The 20,592-nt window shown below is 73.1% G+C and carries 17 protein-coding genes and 2 pseudogenes; 12 read left to right on the plus strand and 7 right to left on the minus strand.

What is annotated here, in order from left to right; translation table 11 throughout:
• Nucleotides 1–92: 92 nt before the first annotated feature.
• Nucleotides 93–449, plus strand: a complete 357-nt coding sequence (locus IF01_RS41665) for a hypothetical protein (RefSeq protein WP_037779677.1) — start codon at nt 93–95, stop codon at nt 447–449.
• Between the two features lie 7 nt (nt 450–456).
• Here the strand turns inward: IF01_RS41665 and IF01_RS0112610 are convergent, their stop codons facing one another.
• Entirely contained in the window at nt 457–1,032 is a 576-nt protein-coding gene (locus IF01_RS0112610) for a Uma2 family endonuclease (RefSeq protein ID WP_030393444.1), read from the minus strand.
• Nucleotides 1,033–1,214: 182 nt separating this feature from the next.
• Between IF01_RS0112610 and hutU the strand changes: the two genes are divergently transcribed.
• The 4 genes from hutU (at nt 1,215) to hutI (ending at nt 6,847) form a co-directional block, all read left to right on the plus strand.
• Nucleotides 1,215–2,900 carry a urocanate hydratase gene (gene hutU / locus IF01_RS0112615; protein ID WP_030393445.1) on the plus strand — a complete coding sequence of 562 codons (1,686 nt, stop codon included), beginning with the start codon at nt 1,215–1,217 and terminating at the stop codon, nt 2,898–2,900.
• 29 nt (nt 2,901–2,929) lie between these two features.
• Nucleotides 2,930–4,114 (plus strand): allantoate amidohydrolase, encoded by a 1,185-nt coding sequence (locus tag IF01_RS0112620; protein WP_030393446.1) that lies wholly within the window; start codon nt 2,930–2,932, stop codon nt 4,112–4,114.
• Nucleotides 4,105–5,505, plus strand: a complete 1,401-nt coding sequence (locus IF01_RS0112625) for a formimidoylglutamate deiminase (protein WP_051755255.1) — start codon at nt 4,105–4,107, stop codon at nt 5,503–5,505. The genes IF01_RS0112620 and IF01_RS0112625 overlap by 10 nt, the downstream gene beginning before the upstream one ends.
• A gap of 172 nt (nt 5,506–5,677) precedes the next feature.
• Nucleotides 5,678–6,847 carry an imidazolonepropionase gene (gene hutI / locus IF01_RS0112630; RefSeq protein ID WP_030393448.1) on the plus strand — a complete coding sequence of 390 codons (1,170 nt, stop codon included), beginning with the start codon at nt 5,678–5,680 and terminating at the stop codon, nt 6,845–6,847.
• Nucleotides 6,848–6,958: 111 nt separating this feature from the next.
• Here the strand turns inward: hutI and IF01_RS0112635 are convergent, their stop codons facing one another.
• The gene (locus IF01_RS0112635; protein WP_030393449.1) at nt 6,959–9,046 is read right to left on the minus strand and encodes a S9 family peptidase; all 2,088 of its coding nucleotides are present in this window, start codon (nt 9,044–9,046) and stop codon (nt 6,959–6,961) included.
• Between the two features lie 76 nt (nt 9,047–9,122).
• Entirely contained in the window at nt 9,123–10,631 is a 1,509-nt protein-coding gene (locus tag IF01_RS0112640; RefSeq protein ID WP_030393450.1) for a peptide MFS transporter, read from the minus strand.
• A 329-nt stretch (nt 10,632–10,960) separates the two neighbouring features.
• Here IF01_RS0112640 and IF01_RS0112645 point away from each other — a divergent pair, with 329 nt between their 5' ends.
• Both IF01_RS0112645 and IF01_RS0112650 read left to right on the plus strand, forming a co-directional pair.
• Nucleotides 10,961–11,635, plus strand: coding sequence for a response regulator transcription factor (locus tag IF01_RS0112645; protein WP_030300686.1), 675 nt, complete (start codon nt 10,961–10,963; stop codon nt 11,633–11,635).
• A 51-nt stretch (nt 11,636–11,686) separates the two neighbouring features.
• On the plus strand, nt 11,687–12,934 hold the full coding sequence (locus IF01_RS0112650; RefSeq protein ID WP_030393451.1) for a sensor histidine kinase: 1,248 nt from the start codon (nt 11,687–11,689) through the stop codon (nt 12,932–12,934).
• Nucleotides 12,935–12,959: 25 nt separating this feature from the next.
• Here IF01_RS0112650 and IF01_RS0112655 read toward each other — a convergent pair.
• A pseudogene (locus IF01_RS0112655) lies at nt 12,960–13,250 on the minus strand (ester cyclase); the annotation flags it as partial.
• 118 nt (nt 13,251–13,368) lie between these two features.
• Nucleotides 13,369–13,935: a GtrA family protein gene (locus tag IF01_RS0112660; protein ID WP_030393452.1), complete on the minus strand. Its 567-nt coding sequence runs from the start codon at nt 13,933–13,935 to the stop codon at nt 13,369–13,371.
• A 242-nt stretch (nt 13,936–14,177) separates the two neighbouring features.
• Between IF01_RS0112660 and IF01_RS0112665 the strand changes: the two genes are divergently transcribed.
• From IF01_RS0112665 to IF01_RS0112675, 3 genes are read left to right on the plus strand one after another with little or no spacing between them, the layout of a single operon-like run.
• Nucleotides 14,178–15,335, plus strand: coding sequence for a 5-(carboxyamino)imidazole ribonucleotide synthase (locus IF01_RS0112665; protein WP_078879900.1), 1,158 nt, complete (start codon nt 14,178–14,180; stop codon nt 15,333–15,335).
• The gene (purE, locus tag IF01_RS0112670; protein ID WP_030393454.1) at nt 15,332–15,874 is read left to right on the plus strand and encodes a 5-(carboxyamino)imidazole ribonucleotide mutase; all 543 of its coding nucleotides are present in this window, start codon (nt 15,332–15,334) and stop codon (nt 15,872–15,874) included. The genes IF01_RS0112665 and purE overlap by 4 nt, the downstream gene beginning before the upstream one ends.
• A 35-nt stretch (nt 15,875–15,909) precedes the next feature.
• Nucleotides 15,910–17,127, plus strand: a complete 1,218-nt coding sequence (locus tag IF01_RS0112675; RefSeq protein ID WP_030393455.1) for a dipeptidase — start codon at nt 15,910–15,912, stop codon at nt 17,125–17,127.
• Nucleotides 17,128–17,178: 51 nt separating this feature from the next.
• Here IF01_RS0112675 and IF01_RS0112680 read toward each other — a convergent pair whose 3' ends face one another.
• Nucleotides 17,179–17,592 (minus strand): CoA-binding protein, encoded by a 414-nt coding sequence (locus IF01_RS0112680; RefSeq protein ID WP_030393456.1) that lies wholly within the window; start codon nt 17,590–17,592, stop codon nt 17,179–17,181.
• Between the two features lie 37 nt (nt 17,593–17,629).
• Nucleotides 17,630–18,967, minus strand: coding sequence for a UDP-glucose dehydrogenase family protein (locus IF01_RS0112685; protein ID WP_030393457.1), 1,338 nt, complete (start codon nt 18,965–18,967; stop codon nt 17,630–17,632).
• Nucleotides 18,968–19,128: 161 nt separating this feature from the next.
• Here IF01_RS0112685 and IF01_RS0112690 point away from each other — a divergent pair, with 161 nt between their 5' ends.
• Both IF01_RS0112690 and IF01_RS46800 read left to right on the plus strand, forming a co-directional pair.
• Nucleotides 19,129–20,334, plus strand: coding sequence for an LCP family protein (locus IF01_RS0112690; protein ID WP_078879901.1), 1,206 nt, complete (start codon nt 19,129–19,131; stop codon nt 20,332–20,334).
• 136 nt (nt 20,335–20,470) lie between these two features.
• A pseudogene (locus tag IF01_RS46800) lies at nt 20,471–20,592 on the plus strand (acyl-CoA dehydrogenase); the annotation flags it as partial.

Genomic DNA, 20,592 nt, shown 5'->3' on the forward strand with positions numbered 1-20,592 from the left:
GTCCCCGCGGCCCGGAACGCCGCCCCGGCGACCGTACCCGCAGGTTGGCGATCCGCCCAGGGCGGGCATCATTCCGGTCAGGGGGTGCCGCCATGCGTGTGATCCACGAGATGAAGTTCGTCGGCCGGCTCGCCTCCGGAGCCGACGAGTGGTCCTGCCCGACCTGCGGACGCCGCGTCACCCTGCGCCGTCTGCCCGATCCCGAACTCACCGTCCTCGACCCGGGCGACGAGACCGTCGTCCACGTCGGCGTCATCGAACCCGACGCCCGCGCCGCCGCGGCCGCCGAGCAGTACGGCCTCGGCCCCGTCCAGGAGATCCCCCGCCCACCCCGGACCCCCGCGCCGCCCACGCCGTCCGGCGCCCGGTCCGCCGACGTCCCCGACGACGCCGATCGCCGCTGGCTCGCCGAGATCGGCATCGACTGGGACGGCGACGCGGCGGCCTGAGGAAGGGTCAGCGGCGGGGGCTGTACAACGGCAGCTCGTCAGTCCGGAGCTCCGACGGAAGTGGTGCGCCGGTCAGTGGGACGGGCTCGCCGTACTTGCCATGGAGCACGCCTTGGTACATGCCGTCGCGAGGGTGTGTGTGGAGCGTCCAAGTACCGTTCCGCGGATCAGCCGTGAGCAGAGTGGTCACGCCGGCGATGGCGTACCACTCTGTCTTGGAGGCGATTCCGCTGGCGCGTTCGGAGCTGGAGATGACTTCCAGCGCGAGGGCGACATCGCGCGGGTCTGCCAGCCACTTGTCGTCGGTACCCCAGTCCTTCGGGAGAACGATCATGTCGGGGGTTGCGTAGTCGTCCTCGTCGTCCGGCATGCAGATCGAGGAGACCTCGTAGACGCGGTGGCTCCCGGGCAGCGCGGGGATGAGCTGGTCGCGAAGGACCTGCACCGTTCCCGCGTGCTTTCCGCGAGGAGTCGGGGACATCACCAGGGTTCCGCCGATGATCTGGACTCGGAGGCCGGTGCTCCGCTCGATCTCCTCCGCCGCGTCCCGGAGTCTCCCCGGCCGCACGGTGATGGCCGTCATCGCGTCCTCCATTCGTCGGCGCCTGGGCCGATTGGCTGGTGTTCGCCGGGTTCAGCGTAGCGCGGAGGGTGTTGGTCGGACGGGCGCTGATCGGATGTGCGCAGGTCTGGCCGAAGGCTGAATGTTTGGATATATTCAGCGAAGTCGAGCCTGAATGAATTCATCCGCAAGGAGACCGTGACATGGTGCAGCAGGCGAGTGGGCCGCGTGAGGTGCGGGCGGCGCGGGGGACCGGGCTGACCACGCAGGGGTGGCAGCAGGAGGCCGCCCTGCGGATGCTCATGAACAACCTCGACCCCGAGGTGGCCGAGCACCCCTCGAAGCTGGTCGTCTACGGCGGCACCGGCAAGGCCGCGCGCGACTGGCGCTCCTTCGACGCCATGGTGCGCACGCTGGAGGGCCTCAAGCAGGACGAGACCATGCTGGTCCAGTCCGGCCGGCCGGTCGGCGTCATGCAGACGCACGAGTGGGCGCCGCGGGTGCTGATCGCCAACTCCAACCTGGTCGGCGACTGGGCCAACTGGGAGGAGTTCCGCCGCCTGGAGAGCCTCGGGCTCACCATGTACGGGCAGATGACCGCCGGGTCCTGGATCTACATCGGCACCCAGGGCATCCTCCAGGGCACCTACGAGACCTTCGCCGCCGTCGCCAACAAGCGCTTCAACGGGACGCTGGAAGGCACCATCACCCTCACCGCCGGCCTCGGCGGCATGGGCGGCGCCCAGCCGCTGGCCGTCACCATGAACGGCGGCGTGGCGATCTGCATCGACTGCGACCCGTCCCGGATCTCCCGCCGGATCGAGCACCGCTACCTGGACGTCGAGGCCAAGAACCTCTCCCACGCGCTGGAGCTCGCCACCGCCGCCCGCGACAAGCGGCAGCCGCTCTCCATCGGCCTGCTGGGCAACGCCGCCGAGCTGTTCCCGCAGCTGCTGGCGATGGACGCGCCGATCGACATCGTCACCGACCAGACCAGCGCCCACGACCCGCTGAGCTACCTGCCGGTCGGCGTCTCCTTCGACGACATGGCCACCTACGCGGCCGAGAAGCCCGCCGAGTTCACCGTCCGCTCGCGCGAGTCGATGGCCAAGCACGTCGAGGCGATGGTCGGCTTCCAGGACCGCGGCGCCGAGGTCTTCGACTACGGCAACTCGATCCGCGGCGAGGCCCAGCTGGCCGGCTACGACCGCGCCTTCGCCTTCCCCGGCTTCGTCCCCGCGTACATCCGGCCGCTGTTCTGCGAGGGCAAGGGCCCGTTCCGCTGGGCCGCCCTGTCCGGCGACCCGCAGGACATCGCCAAGACCGACAAGGCCGTGCTCGACCTCTTCCCGGAGAACGAGTCGCTGCACCGCTGGATCAAGATGGCCCAGGAGAAGGTGCACTTCCAGGGCCTGCCCGCGCGGATCTGCTGGCTCGGCTACGGCGAGCGCGACAAGGCCGGCGAGCGCTTCAACGACATGGTCGCCTCCGGCGAGCTGTCCGCCCCGATCGTCATCGGCCGCGACCACCTGGACTGCGGCTCGGTCGCCTCCCCCTACCGGGAGACCGAGGCGATGCTGGACGGCTCCGACGCGATCGCCGACTGGCCGCTGCTCAACGCCATGGTCAACGTCGCCTCCGGCGCGTCCTGGGTCTCCATCCACCACGGCGGCGGCGTCGGCATCGGCCGCTCGATCCACGCCGGCCAGGTCACCGTCGCCGACGGCACCGCGCTGGCCGGCGAGAAGATCCGCCGGGTGCTCACCAACGACCCGGGCATGGGCGTCATCCGCCACGTCGACGCCGGCTACGACCGGGCCGACGAGGTCGCCGCCGAGCGCGGTGTGCGCGTCCCGATGAACGAGCACGGCTCGACGGGCGAGCTGTGAGCGACCAGGGCTCCGCGAGCTTCGAACGGATGTGGGCGGAGCTGCTCCCCGTGGGCCGCTCCGCCGCCTCCGGCGGCTACCGCCGCTTCGCCTGGAACAGCGCCGACGCCGAGTGCCGGTCCTGGTTCGAGCAGCAGGCCCGCGACCGCGGCCTGCACTACGAGCTGGACCGCAACGGCAACCAGTGGGCCTGGCTCGGCGACCCGGCCGGCGAGGGCGCGGTGGTCACCGGCTCGCACCTGGACTCCGTCCCGGACGGCGGCGCCTTCGACGGCCCGCTCGGCGTGGTCTCCTCCTTCGCGGCGCTCGACGAGCTGCGCGCCCGGGGGACCGGGCTCGCCCGGCCGCTGGCGATCGTCAACTTCGGCGACGAGGAGGGCGCCCGGTTCGGGGTGGCCTGCATCGGCTCCCGGCTCACCGCCGGCGTGCTCGCCAAGGAGCAGGCGTACGAGCTGCGCGACGCCGACGGCGTCCGGCTGCCCGACGCGATGGAGCGGGCCGGCCAGGACCCGACCGCGATCGGCGCGGACGGCGACCGGCTGGCCCGGATCGGCGCCTTCGTCGAACTCCACGTCGAGCAGGGCCGCTACCTCACCGAGGAGCACCCGGTCGGCGTGGCGAGCGCGATCTGGCCGCACGGCCGCTGGCGGTTCGACTTCCGCGGCGAGGCCAACCACGCCGGCACCACCCGGATCGAGGACCGCCGCGACCCGATGCTGACCTACGCCAACACCGTGCTCGCCGCGCGGAAGAAGGCGAAGCTCGCGGGCGCGCTGGCCACCTTCGGCAAGGTCGCGGTGGAGCCCAACGGCACCAACGCGATCGCCTCGCTGGTGCGCGGCTGGCTGGACTCCCGGGCGGCCGACGAGGCCACCCTCACCGCGCTGGTCGAGGAGATCGGCCGGGCCGCCGCCGAGCGCGGCGAGCGCGACGGCGTCGAGGTCGGGCTGACCCGCGAGTCCTACACCCCGGTGGTGGACTTCGACGGCCCACTGCGCGACCGCCTCGCCGCCCGGCTGGGCGGCGTCCCCGTGCTGCCCACCGGCGCGGGACACGACGCCGGGATCCTCGCCTCGGCGGTCCCGACCGCCATGCTGTTCGTGCGCAACCCGAGCGGTGTCTCGCACTCCCCGGCGGAGCACGCCGAGCCGGCCGACTGCCTGGCCGGCGTCGCCGCCCTCGCCGACGTACTGGAGGACCTGGCGTGTCAGTAAGCCCTTCCGGAGACGCGCGGACGACAGGTCGCGCCGGAGGCGCGCAGACGACGTACTGGGCGCAGTACGCCTGGCTGCCGCACGCCAACGGGCCGGTGGTCGAGCCGGACGTCCTGATCACCACCGGGGCCGGCGGCAAGATCGCCCGGGTGCAGCCGGACAGCGGGCCCTGCCCGCCCGGCGCCGTCCGGCTGGAGGGACTGCTGCTTCCCGGGCAGGCGAACGCGCACTCGCACGCCTTCCACCGGGCGCTGCGCGGCCACGTCCAGGTCGGCTCCGGCACCTTCTGGACCTGGCGCGACACCATGTACCGGTTCGCCGGCGCGCTCGACCCGGACCGCTACCTGGCGCTCGCCACCGCCGCCTACGCGGAGATGGCGCTCGCCGGGATCACCGCCGTCGGCGAGTTCCACTACCTGCACCACGCGCCCGGCGGTGCCCGGTACGACGATCCCAACGCGATGGGCGAGGCGCTGATCGAGGCCGCCGCCCGGGCCGGCATCCGGATCACCCTGCTCGACACCTGCTACCTGTCGGCCGGCTTCGGCACCGAGCCGACCAGGCCGCAGCTGCGGTTCAGCGACGGCGACGCCGGGGCCTGGGCCGGGCGGGCCGAGCAGCTGAAGGCCCGCGAGCACGCCCGGATCGGCGCCGCGATCCACTCGGTGCGCGCCGTGCCCGCCGAGCAGCTCGGCACCGTCGCCGACTGGGCGGCGGAGCGCGAGGCCCCGCTGCACGTCCACCTGTCCGAGCAGACCGCCGAGAACGACGCCTGCCTCGCCGCGCACGGCGTCACCCCGACCCGGCTGCTCGCCGACCGCGGCGCGCTCGGTCCGCGCACCTCGGTCGTGCACGCCACCCACCTCACCGAGGAGGACGTCGAGCTGCTGACCGGCTCCTCCACCACCGTCTGCATGTGCCCCACCACCGAGCGGGACCTCGCGGACGGCATCGGCCCGGCCCGGCAGCTGGCCTCCGGGGGGTGCCCGATCACCCTCGGCAGCGACAGTCACGCGGTGATCGACCCGTTCGAGGAGGCCCGGGCGCTGGAGCTGGACGAGCGGCTGCGCACCCGCACCCGGGGCCACTGGACGGCGAACGCGCTGCTCCGGGCCGGTACCGAGGACGGCCACGCCTCGCTGGGCTGGCCCGAGGCGGGGCGGATCGAGGCCGGTTCGCTGGCCGACTTCACCGTGATCGCCCTGGACTCGGTGCGCACGGCCGGTCCGCCGCCCCGGCTGGGCGCGGAGATCGCGGTGTTCGCGGCCGCCGCGGCGGACGTCCGGCACGTGGTGGTCGGCGGTCGGCACGTGGTCAAGGACGGCGCGCACACCCTGGTGCCGGACGTGCCGGGAGCGCTGCGGTCCTCGATCGCCGCGCTCGGCTGCTGAGTTCCCGGCATTGCCGCGGTGACCGGGGGCGGGCGGCATCGGACCGCCCGCCCCCGCTCCCGTTTCCCGCCACCGCTTTCCGCCCCCGTTCTCCCCGTTCCGTCCCCGTTCCCGCTCCCCGAAAGGTTCCGACGTGAGCAGCTCGACCAGCACCCCGAGCAGCAGCCCGACCATGCCGAGCACCCTGATCACCGGGATCGGCACCCTGGTCACCAACGACCCCGCGCACGGGACCGGGCCGCTCGGCGCGCTCACCGACGCGGCGGTGGTGATCGACGGCGGCACCGTCGCCTGGGTCGGCCCGGCGGCCGGAGCCCCGGCCGCCGACGAGGTGTTCGACGCGGCGGGCCGCGCCCTGCTGCCCGGCTGGGTGGACTCGCACGCCCACCTGGTCTTCGCCGGCGACCGCACCGCCGAGTTCAACGCCCGGATGTCCGGGCAGTCCTACTCGGCCGGCGGCATCCGCACCACGGTGGCCGCCACCCGGGCCGCCGCCGACGCCGAGCTCGACGCCAACCTGGCCCGGCTGGTGCGGGAGGCGCTGCGCCAGGGCACCACGCTGGTCGAGTGCAAGTCCGGGTACGGGCTCACGGTGGAGGACGAGTCGCGGGCGCTGCGGATCGCCTCCTCGTACACGCCGGAGACCACCTACCTGGGCGCGCACGTGGTGGCCCCGGAGTTCGCCGACGACCCGGCGGCCTACGTCGAGCTGGTCACCGGCCCGATGCTGGACGCCTGCGCGCCCTACGCCCGCTGGGTGGACGTGTTCTGCGAGAAGGGCGCCTTCGACGGCGACCAGGCCCGGGCGATCCTCACCGCGGGGATCGAGCGCGGGCTGATCCCCCGGGTGCACGCCAACCAGCTCACCTACGGCCCGGGTGTGCAGCTGGCGGTGGAGCTGGGCGCGGCCTCGGCCGACCACTGCACCCACCTCACCGACGAGGACGTGGCCGCGCTGGCGGGCTCGTCGACGGTGGCGACGCTGCTGCCGGGGGCGGAGTTCTCCACCCGGGCGGTCTACCCGGACGCGCGCCGGCTGCTGGACGCGGGGGCGGTGGTGGCGCTGTCCACCGACTGCAACCCGGGCTCCAGCTTCACGAGTTCGATGGCGTTCTGCATCGCGGTGGCGGTGCGGGAGATGGGCATGACGCCGGACGAGGCGGTCTGGGCCGCGACGGCGGGCGGCGCGCGGGCGCTGCGGCGTACCGACGTGGGCACGGTGCGGGTGGGGGCCCGGGCGGACCTGCAGCTGCTGGAGGCGCCCTCGCCGGTGCACCTGGCCTACCGGCCGGGTGTGCCGCTGACGGCGGCGGTCTGGCGGGCGGGTGTGCGCGAGGTCTGACGGGAGGGTGTGCGAGGTCCGGCGGTCGCGCGTGCGCGAGGCCTGACGGGCCTTCGGGCGGTGCGCGGGGCCGGGAGGGTGTGCCTCTCCCGGCCCCGTCGTCGTCCTCGGTCAGCCGAGTCCCAGCGACCGCCGCAGGAAGTCGAGCTGGTGGTGCAGCAGGTGCTCGGCCACCCCGGGGTCGGCCGGCGAGTGGCCCGCGCCGGGCAGCGGCAGGAACTCGTGCGGGCGGCCGGCGGCGAGCAGGGCGGCGGAGAGCCGCAGGCTGTGGGCGGGCAGCACGTTGTCGTCGGCGAGGCCGTGGATCAGCAGCAGCGGGCGGCGCAGCCCGGGGGCGTCGGGGAACAGCGAGGCGGCCTCGTAGCGCTCGGGGTGTTCGTCCGGGTGGCCGAGGAAGCGTTCCTTCCAGTGGGTGTCGTAGAGCCGGTGGTCGGTGGGGGCGGCTCCGGCGACGGCGGCGTGGAACACGTCGGGGCGGCGCAGCACGGCGAGCGCGGCGAGGAAGCCGCCGAAGGACCAGCCGCGGATGCCGACCCGGTCGAGGTCCAGGAGTCCGGGGCGGAGCGCGGCGGCGGCGTGCAGGGCGTCGACCTGGTCGGCGAGGGCGGGGTCGGCGATGTCCGCGAAGACGGTCTTCTCCCAGCGGGGGCCGCGTCCGGGGGTGCCCCGGCCGTCGACGGCCAGCACGGCGAAGCCCTGGTCGGCGAACCACTGGGAGGTCAGGTCCCACCAGTGCGGGGCGGCGGTGACCTTGGCCATGGCGGGGCCGCCGTAGGGGTCGAGCAGCACGGGCAGCGGGCCGTCGCCGGGCCGGTGGCCGGCGGGCAGGAAGAGCGCGGCGCGGAGTTCGCGCGGGCCGAGCCGGAGCAGTTCGGGGCGGGCGGTGAGGACGGGTGTCTGCGCGTGGGAGACGAGGGTCGCGGCGGGCCGGTCCGGGCGGTGGACGGTGGTGCGGCCGGTGGGCGCGCCGGGGGTGCGGGCGGTGTGGACGAGCGTGCCGGCGCGGCGCACGCCGGTGTGCGTGCCGGGCTCGTGGCTGAGCCGGACGGCGCCCGAGGCCGGGTCCCACGACCAGAGGTGGGTCTCGGTCGGTTCGTCGGAGGCGGTGAACAGCACCTGCTCGCCGTCGGTGCCGAGGACGGCGCGCAACTGGAGGCCGGGCGGGGTCACGGGGGCGCCGTCGACGGTGAGGTGGCGGGTGTCGCCGTGGTCGGCGGTGTCGACGAGCGAGCCGGCGGCGGTCCGGACGGGCAGGCCGGGGAGGAGTTCGACCCAGTGCTCGTCGCGGCGTTCGGCGAGGACGCGGGTGGCGCCGTCGGCGGGGTCGACCGCGAGGGTGAGCACGGTGCGCTGGTCACGGCTCTGCACGGCGGCGTACGGGCCGTGGGCGTCCCAGCCGGCGGCGGTCAGGTACTCGAAGCCGGCCCGGTCCCAGCGGACCTCGGTGCGTCCGCCGTCGAGGTCGAGCAGCCAGAGGGTGACCTCGGCGTTGTCGGTGCCGGCCAGCGGGTAGCGGTGCGTGCGCGGGGGCCGGGCCGGGTCGGCGGGGTCGGCGTGGTGGAGGCGGCGCAGCGGGCGCTCGTCGACCCGGGCGACCAGCAGCCGGGTGCCGTCGGGGGACCACCAGTGGGCGCGGTGGCGGTGCATGGACTCGGCGGCGACGTGCTCGGGCAGGCCGTAGCGGACCTCCTCGTGCTCGGGTTCGGCGAGCGCGCGGTCGTCCCGGCCGTCGGCCCCGACGACCCGCAGGGCGCCGCCGCCGACGTAGGCGATGCGGCGGCCGGTGGGGTCGGGCCTGGGGTCGTGGACCTCGGTGGCGGTGGGGATCCGGCGGACCTCGCCGGTGGCGGTGTCGGCGAGCAGCAGGGCGCCGGAGAGGGCGAGGGCGGCGGTGCGGCCGGTGGCGTCGGTCGCGTACGCGGTGATGCCGCGGCCGAGGACGCGGGCGCGTTCGCGGCGGATCCGTTCGGCCTCGGGGAGGTCGCCGCCGGTGTCGCCGAGGGCGGCGGGGTCGGCGATCAGGCGCTCCTCGCCGGTGTCGGTGTCGAGGGCCCAGAGCCGTCCGGTCGGGTCGTCGCCGGCGGGGCTGCGCAGGAAGAGCACGGTGCGGCCGTCGGCGGTGACGGTGGGTGCGGCGGGCGCGCCGAGGGTGAGGCGTCCGGTGCGGGCGAGCTGGCGGGGGAGCGATTCGGTCGGCATGCCGGGACCATAGGCAGATCGGACCGGGGAGCGGGAGCCGGACGGGGGAGAACGGCCGGGGCCGGTCGGGCAGACGTCAGTGGACGTCGCCCATCAGCCGCACGACGTTGCGGCGGTACATGTACAGCGCCGCGCCGGCGAGGATCGCCATGCCGCCCTGGACCGCGAAGTACCAGGTGGAGCCGACCACGCTGTCACCGAGGACGAGCTGGAAGATGGCGGCGACGCAGTCGCCCGCGGTGACCGCGAGGAACCACACGCCCATCATCTGGCTGGCGTACTTGGCCGGCGCCAGCTTGGTGGTGACGGACAGGCCGACCGGGGAGAGGGTCAGCTCGCCGACGGTCTGGATCAGGTAGACCGAGGCCAGCCAGAGCGGCGTGACCTTGGTGTCGCCGGAGGCGGCGGCCATCGCCAGCATCATGACGATGAACGAGGCGCCGATCATCAGCAGGCCGAAGGAGAACTTCGCGGTGGTGCTGGGGTTCTTGCCGCGGCGCGAGAGCGCCACCCAGATCCAGGCGAAGACCGGGGCCAGGGCCATGATGTACAGCGGGTTGAGCGACTGGAACCAGCTGGACGGGAAGTCGAAGCCGAACAGCGTGGACGAGGTGTTGTCCTGCGCGAAGATGTTCAGCGTCGAACCGGACTGGTCGTAGATCATCCAGAACACGGCGGCGGCGACGAAGAACCAGATGTAGCCGCTCATCCGGGACTGCTCGGTCTCGTCGAGGTCCTTGTCGCGCTTCACCTTGGCGAAGACGAAGACCGGGATCGCGAGGCCCGCGATGGACAGCGGCCAGATCGCCCAGTTGATGGTGAAGTGGCCGGTCAGCGCGACGACCGCGTAGAAGACGACGGCGGCGGCGAGCCACAGGGCGGCCTTCTTGAAGATCGCGCTCTTCTCGGCGGCCGAGATCGGCGAGGTCACCACGTCGCTCTTGGCGCTCAGGTGGCGGGTGCCGAGCAGGAACTGGGCGAGGCCCAGGGCCATGCCGACGCCGGCCAGGGCGAAGCCCAGGTGCCAGTCGACCTTCTGGCCGATGGTGCCGATGACCAGCGGGGCGGCGAAGGCACCGAGGTTGATGCCCATGTAGAAGATGGTGAAGCCGCCGTCCCGGCGCGGGTCGTTGGGCCCGTCGTAGAGGTGGCCGACCATCGTCGAGATGTTGGCCTTGAGCAGGCCCGAGCCGAGCGCGATCAGCGCGAGGCCGGCGAAGAACGACACACCGACCGGCAGGGCCAGCAGGAAGTGGCCGACCATGATGATCGTGCCGCCGAGCGCGACGGTCTTCCGGGCGCCGAGGAAGCGGTCGGCGATCCAGCCGCCCGGGAGGGCCAGCAGGTAGACCATCGCCGTGTAGACGCTGTAGACGGCGCTCGCGACGGCCATCTTCATGCCGAGGCCGCCGTCGGTGACGGAGGCGGTCATGTAGAGCACCAGCAGGGCACGCATGCCGTAGTAGCTGAAGCGCTCCCACATCTCGCTCATGAAGAGGGTGGCGAGGCCCCGGGGGTGCCCGAGGAAGGTCTTGCCGCTGGGAGAGGCCGACTGAACGCCGGACTCCAGGGTCGTAGACGCCATGTGTAGTGGTTCCTTGCCTGACAGCGTCCGCCAAGGGGGGTGGAGGCGGACGTGGACGAAACCACTCTACGTGGCGATATTTGGCGGCATCAGATGACAAAAGCCGTGCATCAGGTATGGAAATGGCAAAGTCCGCGAGAGATCAGCCCACGCTATCCATGGTAGAGCAGTGATTATTCCTTCGCTTTCAAGCTTGAGGAGCAGGATCTTCGCCGAACACGCGGCCCGGACGTGTTGGTTGGGGCTCGACCGTCCCCCGTATAACGATCACGCACTGTGAACTACCTCACGGCGGCAACGGCCGCACCCCGGCGGACTACCATCAGCCCATGACCTGTGTGCTGCTCGCCGAGGACGACCCCGCGATCTCCGAACCGCTTGCCCGGGCGCTGCGCCGCGAGGGATACGAGGTGCTCGTCCGTGAGGACGGCCCCTCCGCACTGGCCGCCGGGCTCGGCGAGGAGGTCGACCTGGTCGTCCTCGACCTCGGCCTGCCCGAGATGGACGGGCTGGAGGTGTGCCGCAGGCTGCGCGCGGACGGCCGCAGCTGCCCCGTCCTGGTGCTCACCGCCCGCGCCGACGAGGTCGACACGGTGGTCGGCCTGGACGCGGGCGCCGACGACTACGTCACCAAGCCGTTCCGGCTCGCCGAGCTGCTCGCCCGGGTCCGGGCCCTGCTCCGGCGCGGCAACGTCGACCAGCTCACCACCGGCGCGCACGGCGTCAAGATCGACATCGAGTCGCACCGCGCCTGGCTGGGCGAGGAGGAGCTCACCCTCTCCGCCAAGGAGTTCGAGCTGCTCCGGGTGCTGGTCCGGGACGCCGGCCGGGTGGTCACCCGCGAGGAGATCATGCGGCAGGTCTGGGACACCACCTGGTGGACCTCCACCAAGACCCTCGACATGCACATCTCCTGGCTGCGCAAGAAGCTCGGCGACGATGCCGCCAACCCCCGCTACATCGCCACCGTGCGCGGGGTGGGCTTCCGCTTCGAGAAGAATTAGCCCGAGCGGACGCCCCGACCGGGGGTGCCCACCACCGTCGGGAGCGGCAGCGTGAAACGCCGAATGATCAACTCGCTGCTGGGAGTCGTCCTGGTGGTGGTCGTGGTGTTCTGCGTGCCGCTGGCGGTGGTGGAGAAGCGCACCATCGTCAGCTCCGCCCAGGACCGGGTGGACGCCGCCGCCGTCCGGGTGCTCGCCCTGGTGGAGAACCGGCTCGCCGCCAACGAGCCGGTCACCGGCGACAAGTTCGCCAACCAGGTCTCCGAGGGCCAGTACGTCGAGGTGGACATCCCCGGCCGGGCGGTCGTCTCCAGCGGGCAGCGGCCCGACGGCGACCATGTGCTCAAGGCGGTCGAACGCGGCGCCAGCGGCGAGACCGTCACCGTCGAGCAGTCCCGCGAGGCGGTCGACCACGAGATCGCCAACATGCTGCTGCTGCTCGGCGTGGTCGCGCTGCTCGCCGTGCAGGCCGCCGTCGCCCTCGCCGTCTGGCAGGCCAAACGGCTCGCCCAGCCGCTCACCGACCTCGCCGAGACCGCCGAGCGGCTCGGCTCCGGCGACCCGCGCCCGCGCGACCGCCGCTACGGCGTGCCCGAACTCGACCGGGTCGCCGAGGTGCTCGACGTCAGCGCCGAACGGATCGCCCGGATGCTCACCGCCGAGCGCCGGCTCGCCGCCGACGCCTCGCACCAGCTGCGCACCCCGCTCACCGCGCTCTCCATGCGGCTGGAGGAGATCACCGCGCTGGCCGAGGACCCGGAGACGGTCAAGGAGGAGGCCACCATCGCCCTCCAGCAGGTCGAGCGGCTCACCGACGTCGTCCAGCGGCTGCTGACCACCCAGCGCGACCCGCGCAGCCCCACCGCCGTCGCCTTCGACGTCGACGACGTGGTCAAGCAGCAGGTCGAGGAGTGGGGGCCCTCGCTGCGCGGCACCGGGCGGGTGCTCCAGGTCGAGGGCCTGCGCGGGGTCACCGCCGTCGGCACCCCCGGCACGGTCGCCCAGGTGCTGGCCACCCTGATCGAGAACTCGCTGATGCACGGCGCCGGGACGGTCACCCTGCGGGTCCGGCCGTCCGGGACGTCCGTGGTGGTCGAGGTGCAGGACGAGGGCCCCGGCGTTCCGCCCGAGCTGGGCAACCGGGTGTTCGAGCGCGCGGTCAGCGGGCGCAACTCGACCGGCATCGGGCTGGCCGTCGCCCGCGACCTCGCGGAGGCGGACGGCGGGCGGCTGGAGCTGCTCTCGCTGCGGCCGGCGGTGTTCGCGCTCTTCCTCGGCCGCAGCCGGCGCGAGGTGTGAGCGGTGTCGTCGGGGCCGGTCAGAACCGCTCGTCGCGGACCACGTCCAGGTCGGTGAAGGTGGGCGGCGCGTCGCAGAGCGCCACCATCTCGCGGTAGATCCGGTCGGTCTCGGGCAGGTTCGAGTTGCGCATGGCGTCGTCGTACGAGGCGAACTCGACGATCTCCACCACGTGCCGGGGGTCCGAGCGGTCGGTGCCGACCATCGCGTGGTCGACGGTCCGCCGGCCCTCGGTCTTCTCGGCCCAGCGGTCCATCAGGCCGTTGAGCTCCTCGATCCGGTCGGTCCGGCACTCGATGATCTGGACGAAGGTCATGGCGAGCCTCCTGGGTCCCCCCGGGGCCTCGATCGTTCGCCGGCCGCGCTCGCCCTCCGTCACCACTCTCCTCCTGCCGCGGCGGGGGCGGCAACCGAGGGGAGGTCCGTTCTACTCGCTACTCGGCCTTGGCGAGCCGGACCCGCTCGGCGGCCAGCACCAGCTCGGCCTGGGCGACCACGGCGGCGGCCCCGGCGGGGGCGGCGGTGGCGTCCTGGACGGCCGGGGTCTCGGTCACCGGCTCCGGGACGGCCTTGAACACCCAGGTCCGGTACGAGACGAAGCGGAACACCGTGCCCAGCCCGAGGCCGACCACCTTCGCGGCCAGCAGTTCGAGATTGGCGAGTCCGAACATGTACTTCGCGATTCCGAGCAGCCCGGTGTCGATCAGCATGCCGATGCCGCTGAACACCAGGAACAGCATGATCTCCCGCTTGCGCGAGGCGGCGTCCCGGTCCCGGTAAAGCCAGTAGCGGTAGCCCAGGTAGTTGGTGGCGATCGCGATCGACGTGGCGGCGATGTTGGACCGCACCGGGGCGAGGTGCAGGCCGTTGATGCAGATCCAGAAGATGGCGAAGTTGACCACGACGCCACTGAGGCCGACCGCGCCGAACTTGATCGCCTCGCCCTTCAAGCCGCGCAGCTTCTGCGCCAGCGAGGGTTCCGACGCCGTGGTCGTCGCCATACCGGGCTGCCTCCATGTGCCTGCGGACGAAAGGTCGCCGGGGCAGGTGCGCCGCGGTCCCCTTGAGCCCTGCGTGCACGCACATGATCGGATCGCGCGTATCAGGACCTGGCCGACCAGGCTACCCGGTTCCGCCGATCGGCTCAGCCCCCCGGGTCCGACCGGACGGAGCCCCGCAGTAGGGACGCGGTCGCGGCGGGAGCGGTTCCACACCCTCCGACCGGCCCGGATATCCTGGCGGGGTGACTTCCCCGGGCAACGCGAATTTTCCAGTGGTGGGCATGATCGGCGGCGGGCAGCTTGCCCGCATGGCACACCAGGCGGGCATCCCGCTCGGAGTCCGCTTCAAGCTCCTCGCCGACACTCCCCAGGACTCGGCCGCACAGGTCGTCTCCGACGTCGTCCTCGGCGACTACCGCGACCTCGACACCCTGCGCCGCTTCGCGGCCGGCTGCGACGTGGTCACCTTCGACCACGAGCACGTGCCGACCGAGCACCTGCGGGCCCTGCAGGCCGACGGCATCGCCGTCCGGCCCGGTCCGGACGCGCTGGTCAACGCCCAGGACAAGGGCGTGATGCGGGCCAAGCTCGACTCCATCGGCGTCCCCTGCCCCCGGCACCGGATCGTCGCCGACCCGGCCGACGTGACCGCGTTCGCGAACGAGGGCGCCGGCTACCCGGTGGTCCTGAAGACCGTCCGCGGCGGCTACGACGGCAAGGGCGTCTGGGTGGTCGGCGACGAGGAGGCGGCCGCGGCGCCGTTCCTGGCCGGCGTCCCGGTGCTCGCCGAGGAGAAGGTCGACTTCGTCCGCGAGCTGGCCGCCAACGTGGTCCGCTCTCCCAGTGGCCAGGCGGTCGCCTACCCGGTGGTGGAGAGCGTCCAGGAGAACGGCGTCTGCGCCGAGGTCACCGCCCCCGCGCCGGACCTCGACCCCGCGCTGTCCGACGAGGCCCAGCAGCTGGCCCTGCGGATCGCCGGCGAGCTGGACATCACCGGCCACCTCGCGGTCGAGCTGTTCCAGACCCGGGACGGCCGGATCCTGGTCAACGAGCTGGCCATGCGCCCGCACAACTCCGGGCACTGGAGCCAGGACGGCGCCGTCACCTCGCAGTTCGAGAACCACCTGCGGGCCGTGCTCGACCTGCCGCTCGGCGACCCCCGGCCGCGCGCCAAGTGGACCGTGATGGTCAACGTCCTCGGCGGCGACTACCCGGACATGTACCACGCCTTCCTGCACTGCATGGCCCGCGACCCGGGCCTGCGCATCCACATGTACGGCAAGGACGTGAAGCCCGGCCGCAAGGTCGGCCATGTCAACGTCTTCGGGGACGACCTCGACGACGTCCGTGAGCGCGCCCGCCACGCGGCCGCCTACCTGCGAGGAACGATCACCGAATGACCGCCCCCACCGCCCCCGCCTCCCCGCTCGTCGGCATCGTCATGGGCTCGGACTCCGACTGGCCCGTGATGGAGGCGGCCGCCCAGGCGCTCGACGAGTTCGAGATCCCCTACGAGGTCGACGTCGTCTCCGCGCACCGGATGCCGCGCGAGATGGTCGCGTACGGCGAGAGCGCCCACAAGCGCGGCCTGAAGGCGATCATCGCGGGCGCCGGCGGCGCGGCCCACCTGCCGGGCATGCTCGCCTCGGTCACCCCGCTGCCGGTGATCGGCGTGCCGGTGCCGCTGCGCTACCTGGACGGCATGGACAGCCTGCTGTCCATCGTGCAGATGCCGGCCGGCGTCCCGGTGGCCACCGTCTCGGTGGCGGGCGCGCGCAATGCGGGCCTGCTCGCGGTGCGGATGCTGGCCGCCTTCGACCCGGACCTCACCGAGCGGATGACCGAGTTCCAGGCCGAGCTGAACAGCCAGGCCACCGAGAAGGGCAAGAAGCTCCGGGCCAAGGTGGCGGGTTCCGCCTCGTTCGGCTTCGGAAAGTAGTCATAAAAGCAGCCTGGTCGGATACAACAGCTCGTATGACCTCTGAGCTGCTGGATTCCACGCCCGCCGCCCTGCTGGAGCGCGCCCGGGCCGTCCTTCGCACCGCCCCCGTGGTGGACGGCCACAACGACCTCCCGTGGGCGATGCGCGAGCAGGTCGGCTACGACCTCGACGCGCTCGACCTGGCCGCCGACCAGAGCGCCCGGCTGCACACCGACCTCGTCCGCCTCACCGCGGGCGGGGTCGGCGCGCAGTTCTGGTCCGTCTACGTGCCCAGCCGGCTGGCCGGGGACCACGCCGTCAGCGCCACCCTCGAGCAGATCGACTTCGTGCACGCCCTGGTCGACCGCTTCCCCGAGCGGCTGCGGCTCGCCCTCACCGCCGACGACCTGGAGGCCGCCCGCGCCGAGGGCCGGATCGCCTCCCTGATCGGCGCCGAGGGCGGCCACTCGATCGACTGCTCGCTCGCCACCCTGCGCGCCCTGTACGCGCTCGGCGTCCGGTACATGACGCTCACCCACAACGACAACACGCCGTGGGCCGACTCCGCGACCGACAAGCCCGCCGCCGGCGGCCTGACCGCCTTCGGCGAGGAGGTCGTCCGGGAGATGAACCGGCTCGGCATGCTGGTCGACCTCTCGCACGTCTCCGCCGACACCATGCGCGACGCCCTGCGGGTCAGCGAGGCCCCGGTGCTGTTCTCGCACTCCTCGTCCCGCGCGGTCTGCGCCCACCCGCGCAACGTCCCGGACGACGTGCTCGCCCGCCTCGCCGACAACGGCGGCGTCGCGATGGCCACCTTCGTGCCCAAGTTCATCCTGCCCGCCGCGATCGAGTGGACCGCCGCCGCCGACGAGAACATGCGCGCCCACGGCTTCGACCACCTCGACACCACCCCCGCCGGGATGGCCTGCCAGCGCGCCTACGAGGAGGCGAACCCGCGCCCGGTCGCCACCGTCAGCACCGTCGCCGACCACCTCGACCACATGCGCGAGGTCGCCGGTGTCGACCACATCGGCATCGGCGGCGACTTCGACGGCACCGCCTTCCTCCCGGACGGCCTCGACGACGTCGCCGGCTACCCCAACCTGATCGCCGAACTGCTGCGCCGCGGCTGGTCGGAGACCGACCTCTCCAAGCTCACCTGGCACAACGCCGTCCGCGTCCTGCGCGACGCCGAGAGCGCCGCCGCCCGCCTCCGCGACGCGGGCCGGGCCCCGTCCCTCGCCACCCTCGCCCGACTGGACGGCTGACCCACGGAGCCCGGTGGGGCGGCCCGACCGCCCCACCCGGCCCCGGCCGGATCAGCCCAGCCGCGGGAACTCGATCGCGGGGCACTTGTCCATGACCATCTCCAGCCCGGCGGCGGTGGTCCGGGCGTAGGCGTCCTCGTCCACCACACCGAGCTGGAACCAGACCGCCTTCGCCCCCACGGCCACCGCCTGGTCCGCGACCTCCCCGGCCAGGGCGCTGTTCACGAACACGTCCACCACGTCGACCTCGAACGGGACGTCCGCGAGGGAGGCGTAGCCCTGCTCGCCGAGGACCGTCTCCGCCTTCGGGTGGACCGGCACGATCCGCTTGCCGTGCTCCTGGAGGAACCGGGCCACGCCGTACGCGGCCCGGGCGGTGTTGGTGGACAGGCCGACCACCGCCCAGGTGTCACCCTTGCCGGTGAGGATGGAACGGACCGTCGCTTCGTCGCCGTAGTTCGTCATGCCCGGGGCAACGAAGGCCGGCGGCCGGGGATTCCCGTCAGCTGGGGCGGCCGAGCGCGCGGTAGGTCCAGCCGGCGGCGCGCCAGGCGTCGGCGTCCAGGACGTTGCGGCCGTCCAGCAGCCGGCGCTCGGCCACGACCGCGCCCAGCTCGGCCGGGTCCAGCGCGCGGAACTCCTGCCACTCGGTGAGGTGCAGGACGACGTGCGCGCCCTCGGCGGCCTCCAGGGCGGAGTCGGCGTAGGCGAGTCCGGGGAACATCTTGCGCGCGTTGTCCATCGCCTTCGGGTCGTAGACGGTGACCTGCGCGCCCTGGAGCTGGATCTGGGCGGCGACGTTGAGCGCGGGCGAGTCGCGGATGTCGTCCGAGTTGGGCTTGAACGCGGCGCCGAGGACGGCGATCCGCCGGCCCAGGAAGCCGCCGGCGCACTGCTCGCGCGCCAGCTCGACCATCCGGGAGCGGCGGCGCATGTTGATCGAGTCGACCTCGCGGAGGAAGGTCAGCGCCTGGTCGGCGCCCAGTTCGCCGGCCCGCGCCATGAACGCCCGGATGTCCTTGGGCAGACAGCCGCCGCCGAAGCCCAGGCCGGAGTTGAGGAACTTGCCGCCGATCCGGTCGTCCAGCGCGAGCGCTGCGCTCAGCTGGGTGACGTCCGCGCCGGCCGCCTCGCAGACCTCGGCCATCGCGTTGATGAAGGAGATCTTGGTGGCCAGGAAGGAGTTGGCGGCGGTCTTCACCAGCTCGGCGGTCGCGTAGTCGGTGACCAGGAACGGCACCCCGGCGGCGATCGGCTCGGCGTACACCTCGCGCAGCAGTTCCTCGGCCCGCCCGCCGCGGGCGCCGATCACGATCCGGTCCGGGCGCAGGGTGTCCTGGACGGCGAAGCCCTCGCGCAGGAACTCCGGGTTCCAGGCGAGCTCGGCACCCTCGCCGACGGGGGCCAGCGCGGCCAGCCGCTCGGCCAGCCGGCCCGCCGAGCCGACCGGGACGGTGGACTTGCCGACCACCAGCACCGGGCGGGTCAGATGCGGGGCGAGCGAGTCGATCGCGGCGTCCACGTACGACATGTCGGCCGCGAACTCGCCCTTGCGCTGCGGGGTGTTGACGCAGACGAAGTGCACGTCGCCGAACTCGGCGGCCTCCTGCGCGGAGGTGGTGAACCGCAGCCGGCCGGTCGAACCCTCGTGCCCCGCCACATGCTTGAGCAGCAGCTCGGACAGGCCCGGCTCGTACATCGGGACCTGGCCGGCGGTGAGGGTGGCGATCTTCTCCGGGTCGATGTCCAGACCCAGCACCTCGAAGCCGAACTCCGCCATGGCGGCGGCGTGGGTGGCGCCGAGATAGCCGGTACCGATCACGGAGATGCGGAGGGTCACGGTTTCCCCTTCGAGCGGGCGACGGGTGAGGGTGGACGCGGTCCCACCGGGCCGCGCCCACCGATGCTATCCGGCCGGGGGGAAAGCGCCCAGACCGTCCCGGTTCCGGCCGTTGTCCCGAAAGCTCCCCGCGCGGGCCGGGGCGGCGGCACAATACGCACATGGAGCCGGAGGACGAGCAGTCTGGCGAGCCCGCGCAGCGGCCGGTGCCGTCCGGCCTGAGCCTCTTCGAACCGGCGGCCGGTGCGTCCGGCGCCGAGGGGGGCCCGGCGGACAGCGGGGAGCAGCCTCCGTCGGACGGCGAGCCACCGGACCGGGAGCCGGACCGCGAGCCGCCGGCCCGCCGCCGCCGGACCCGCCGGGTGCTGCTCTGGACCCTCTCCGCGCTGCTCGTCCTCGTCGTCGGCGGCTGCGGCGCCCTCTGGTGGACCGCCGAGCACTACGCCTCCTCCGTGCAGCGGATCCCGGACGCCTTCCCGACCGCGCCGGAGTCGGCCCAGCCGAAGCCGGTCCCGGGCAGCGGCCTCAATCTGCTGCTGGTCGGCCTGGACGCCCGCTCCGACACCCCCACCACCGGCAGCGCGGCCAAGGCCCCGGCCTGGCAGGCCGGGGCGGCCCGCAGCGACACCATGATGCTGCTGCACCTCTCCGACGACCGGAGCTCGGCGACCCTGGTCTCGCTGCCCCGGGACACCTGGGTGCCGATCCCGGGGCACGGCGAGGCCAAGCTGAACGCCGCCTACTCCTGGGGCGGTCCGGCCCTGATGACCGAGACCGTGCAGAGCCTCACCGGCATCCGGATCGACCACCTCGCCGTGATCGACTGGAACGGCTTCCGCGCCCTCACCGACGCCGTCGGCGGGGTGGACATCACCGTTCCGCGCACCATCGAGGGCGTCGGCGAGGCCCGCGCCTGGGAGGCCGGTACCCACCACATGGACGGCGCCACGGCGTTGCTCTACGTCCGCGAGCGCTACGGGCTGCCCGGCGGCGACCTCGACCGGACCAAGCGCCAGCAGAACTTCCTGCGCGCGCTGATGCTCAAGGTGATGGACTCCGGCACGCTCACCAGCCCGTCGCGGCTGGGCGGACTGCTGGGCACCATCGGCGAGGTGGTCAGCGTGGACGACCGGCTCTCCAACACCGACCTGTTCCAGCTCGCCTGGGGCCTGCGCTCGCTGCGCGCCGACGACGTCCGCTTCATGAACGCCCCGTTCGGCGGGTTCGCCACCCGGGGCGACCAGAGCGTGGTGCTGCTGGCGGACCGTCCGGCGGCGCAGTTGTGGGAGGCGATCCGCAACGACCGGACGGACCAGTACTTCCAGGAGCACAAGGCCGGCGACACCCTCGGCACGGACGTCGACTGACTCGGAGACATGTCCTGGGCAGCCGTGTCCTGGGCAGTTGTGTCCTAGGCAGCCGCAGGTCGGCGCCCTAGGATCTCTACCCGACGGTAACCAGTCGGCTCCACGGCGGGCACGACTCTTCGAAGAGGCAGGCATCATGGCGGGCAGCGCAGGCGCGGCGGACTTCGATCTCTTCCGGATCTCCGAGGAGCACGGGATGCTCCGTGAGGCGGTGCGTTCGCTGGCGGAGGCGAAGATCGCTCCGTTCGCGGCGGAGGT

Source organism: Kitasatospora purpeofusca (assembly GCF_000718025.1).
In the GTDB taxonomy this organism is placed as follows: domain Bacteria; phylum Actinomycetota; class Actinomycetes; order Streptomycetales; family Streptomycetaceae; genus Kitasatospora; species Kitasatospora purpeofusca.

Bases quoted from the DNA above. Each gene is read 5' to 3' on its own strand.
- IF01_RS41665 (WP_037779677.1), top strand. From the start codon at position 93: ATGCGTGTGATCCACGAGATGAAGTTCGTCGGCCGGCTCGCCTCCGGA.
- IF01_RS0112610 (WP_030393444.1), bottom strand. From the start codon at position 1,032: ATGACGGCCATCACCGTGCGGCCGGGGAGACTCCGGGACGCGGCGGAG.
- hutU (WP_030393445.1), top strand. From the start codon at position 1,215: ATGGTGCAGCAGGCGAGTGGGCCGCGTGAGGTGCGGGCGGCGCGGGGG.
- IF01_RS0112620 (WP_030393446.1), top strand. From the start codon at position 2,930: ATGTGGGCGGAGCTGCTCCCCGTGGGCCGCTCCGCCGCCTCCGGCGGC.
- hutI (WP_030393448.1), top strand. From the start codon at position 5,678: ATGCCGAGCACCCTGATCACCGGGATCGGCACCCTGGTCACCAACGAC.
- IF01_RS0112635 (WP_030393449.1), bottom strand. From the start codon at position 9,046: ATGCCGACCGAATCGCTCCCCCGCCAGCTCGCCCGCACCGGACGCCTC.
- IF01_RS0112640 (WP_030393450.1), bottom strand. From the start codon at position 10,631: ATGGCGTCTACGACCCTGGAGTCCGGCGTTCAGTCGGCCTCTCCCAGC.
- IF01_RS0112645 (WP_030300686.1), top strand. From the start codon at position 10,961: ATGACCTGTGTGCTGCTCGCCGAGGACGACCCCGCGATCTCCGAACCG.
- IF01_RS0112660 (WP_030393452.1), bottom strand. From the start codon at position 13,935: ATGGCGACGACCACGGCGTCGGAACCCTCGCTGGCGCAGAAGCTGCGC.
- purE (WP_030393454.1), top strand. From the start codon at position 15,332: ATGACCGCCCCCACCGCCCCCGCCTCCCCGCTCGTCGGCATCGTCATG.
- IF01_RS0112675 (WP_030393455.1), top strand. From the start codon at position 15,910: ATGACCTCTGAGCTGCTGGATTCCACGCCCGCCGCCCTGCTGGAGCGC.
- IF01_RS0112680 (WP_030393456.1), bottom strand. From the start codon at position 17,592: ATGACGAACTACGGCGACGAAGCGACGGTCCGTTCCATCCTCACCGGC.
- IF01_RS0112690 (WP_078879901.1), top strand. From the start codon at position 19,129: ATGGAGCCGGAGGACGAGCAGTCTGGCGAGCCCGCGCAGCGGCCGGTG.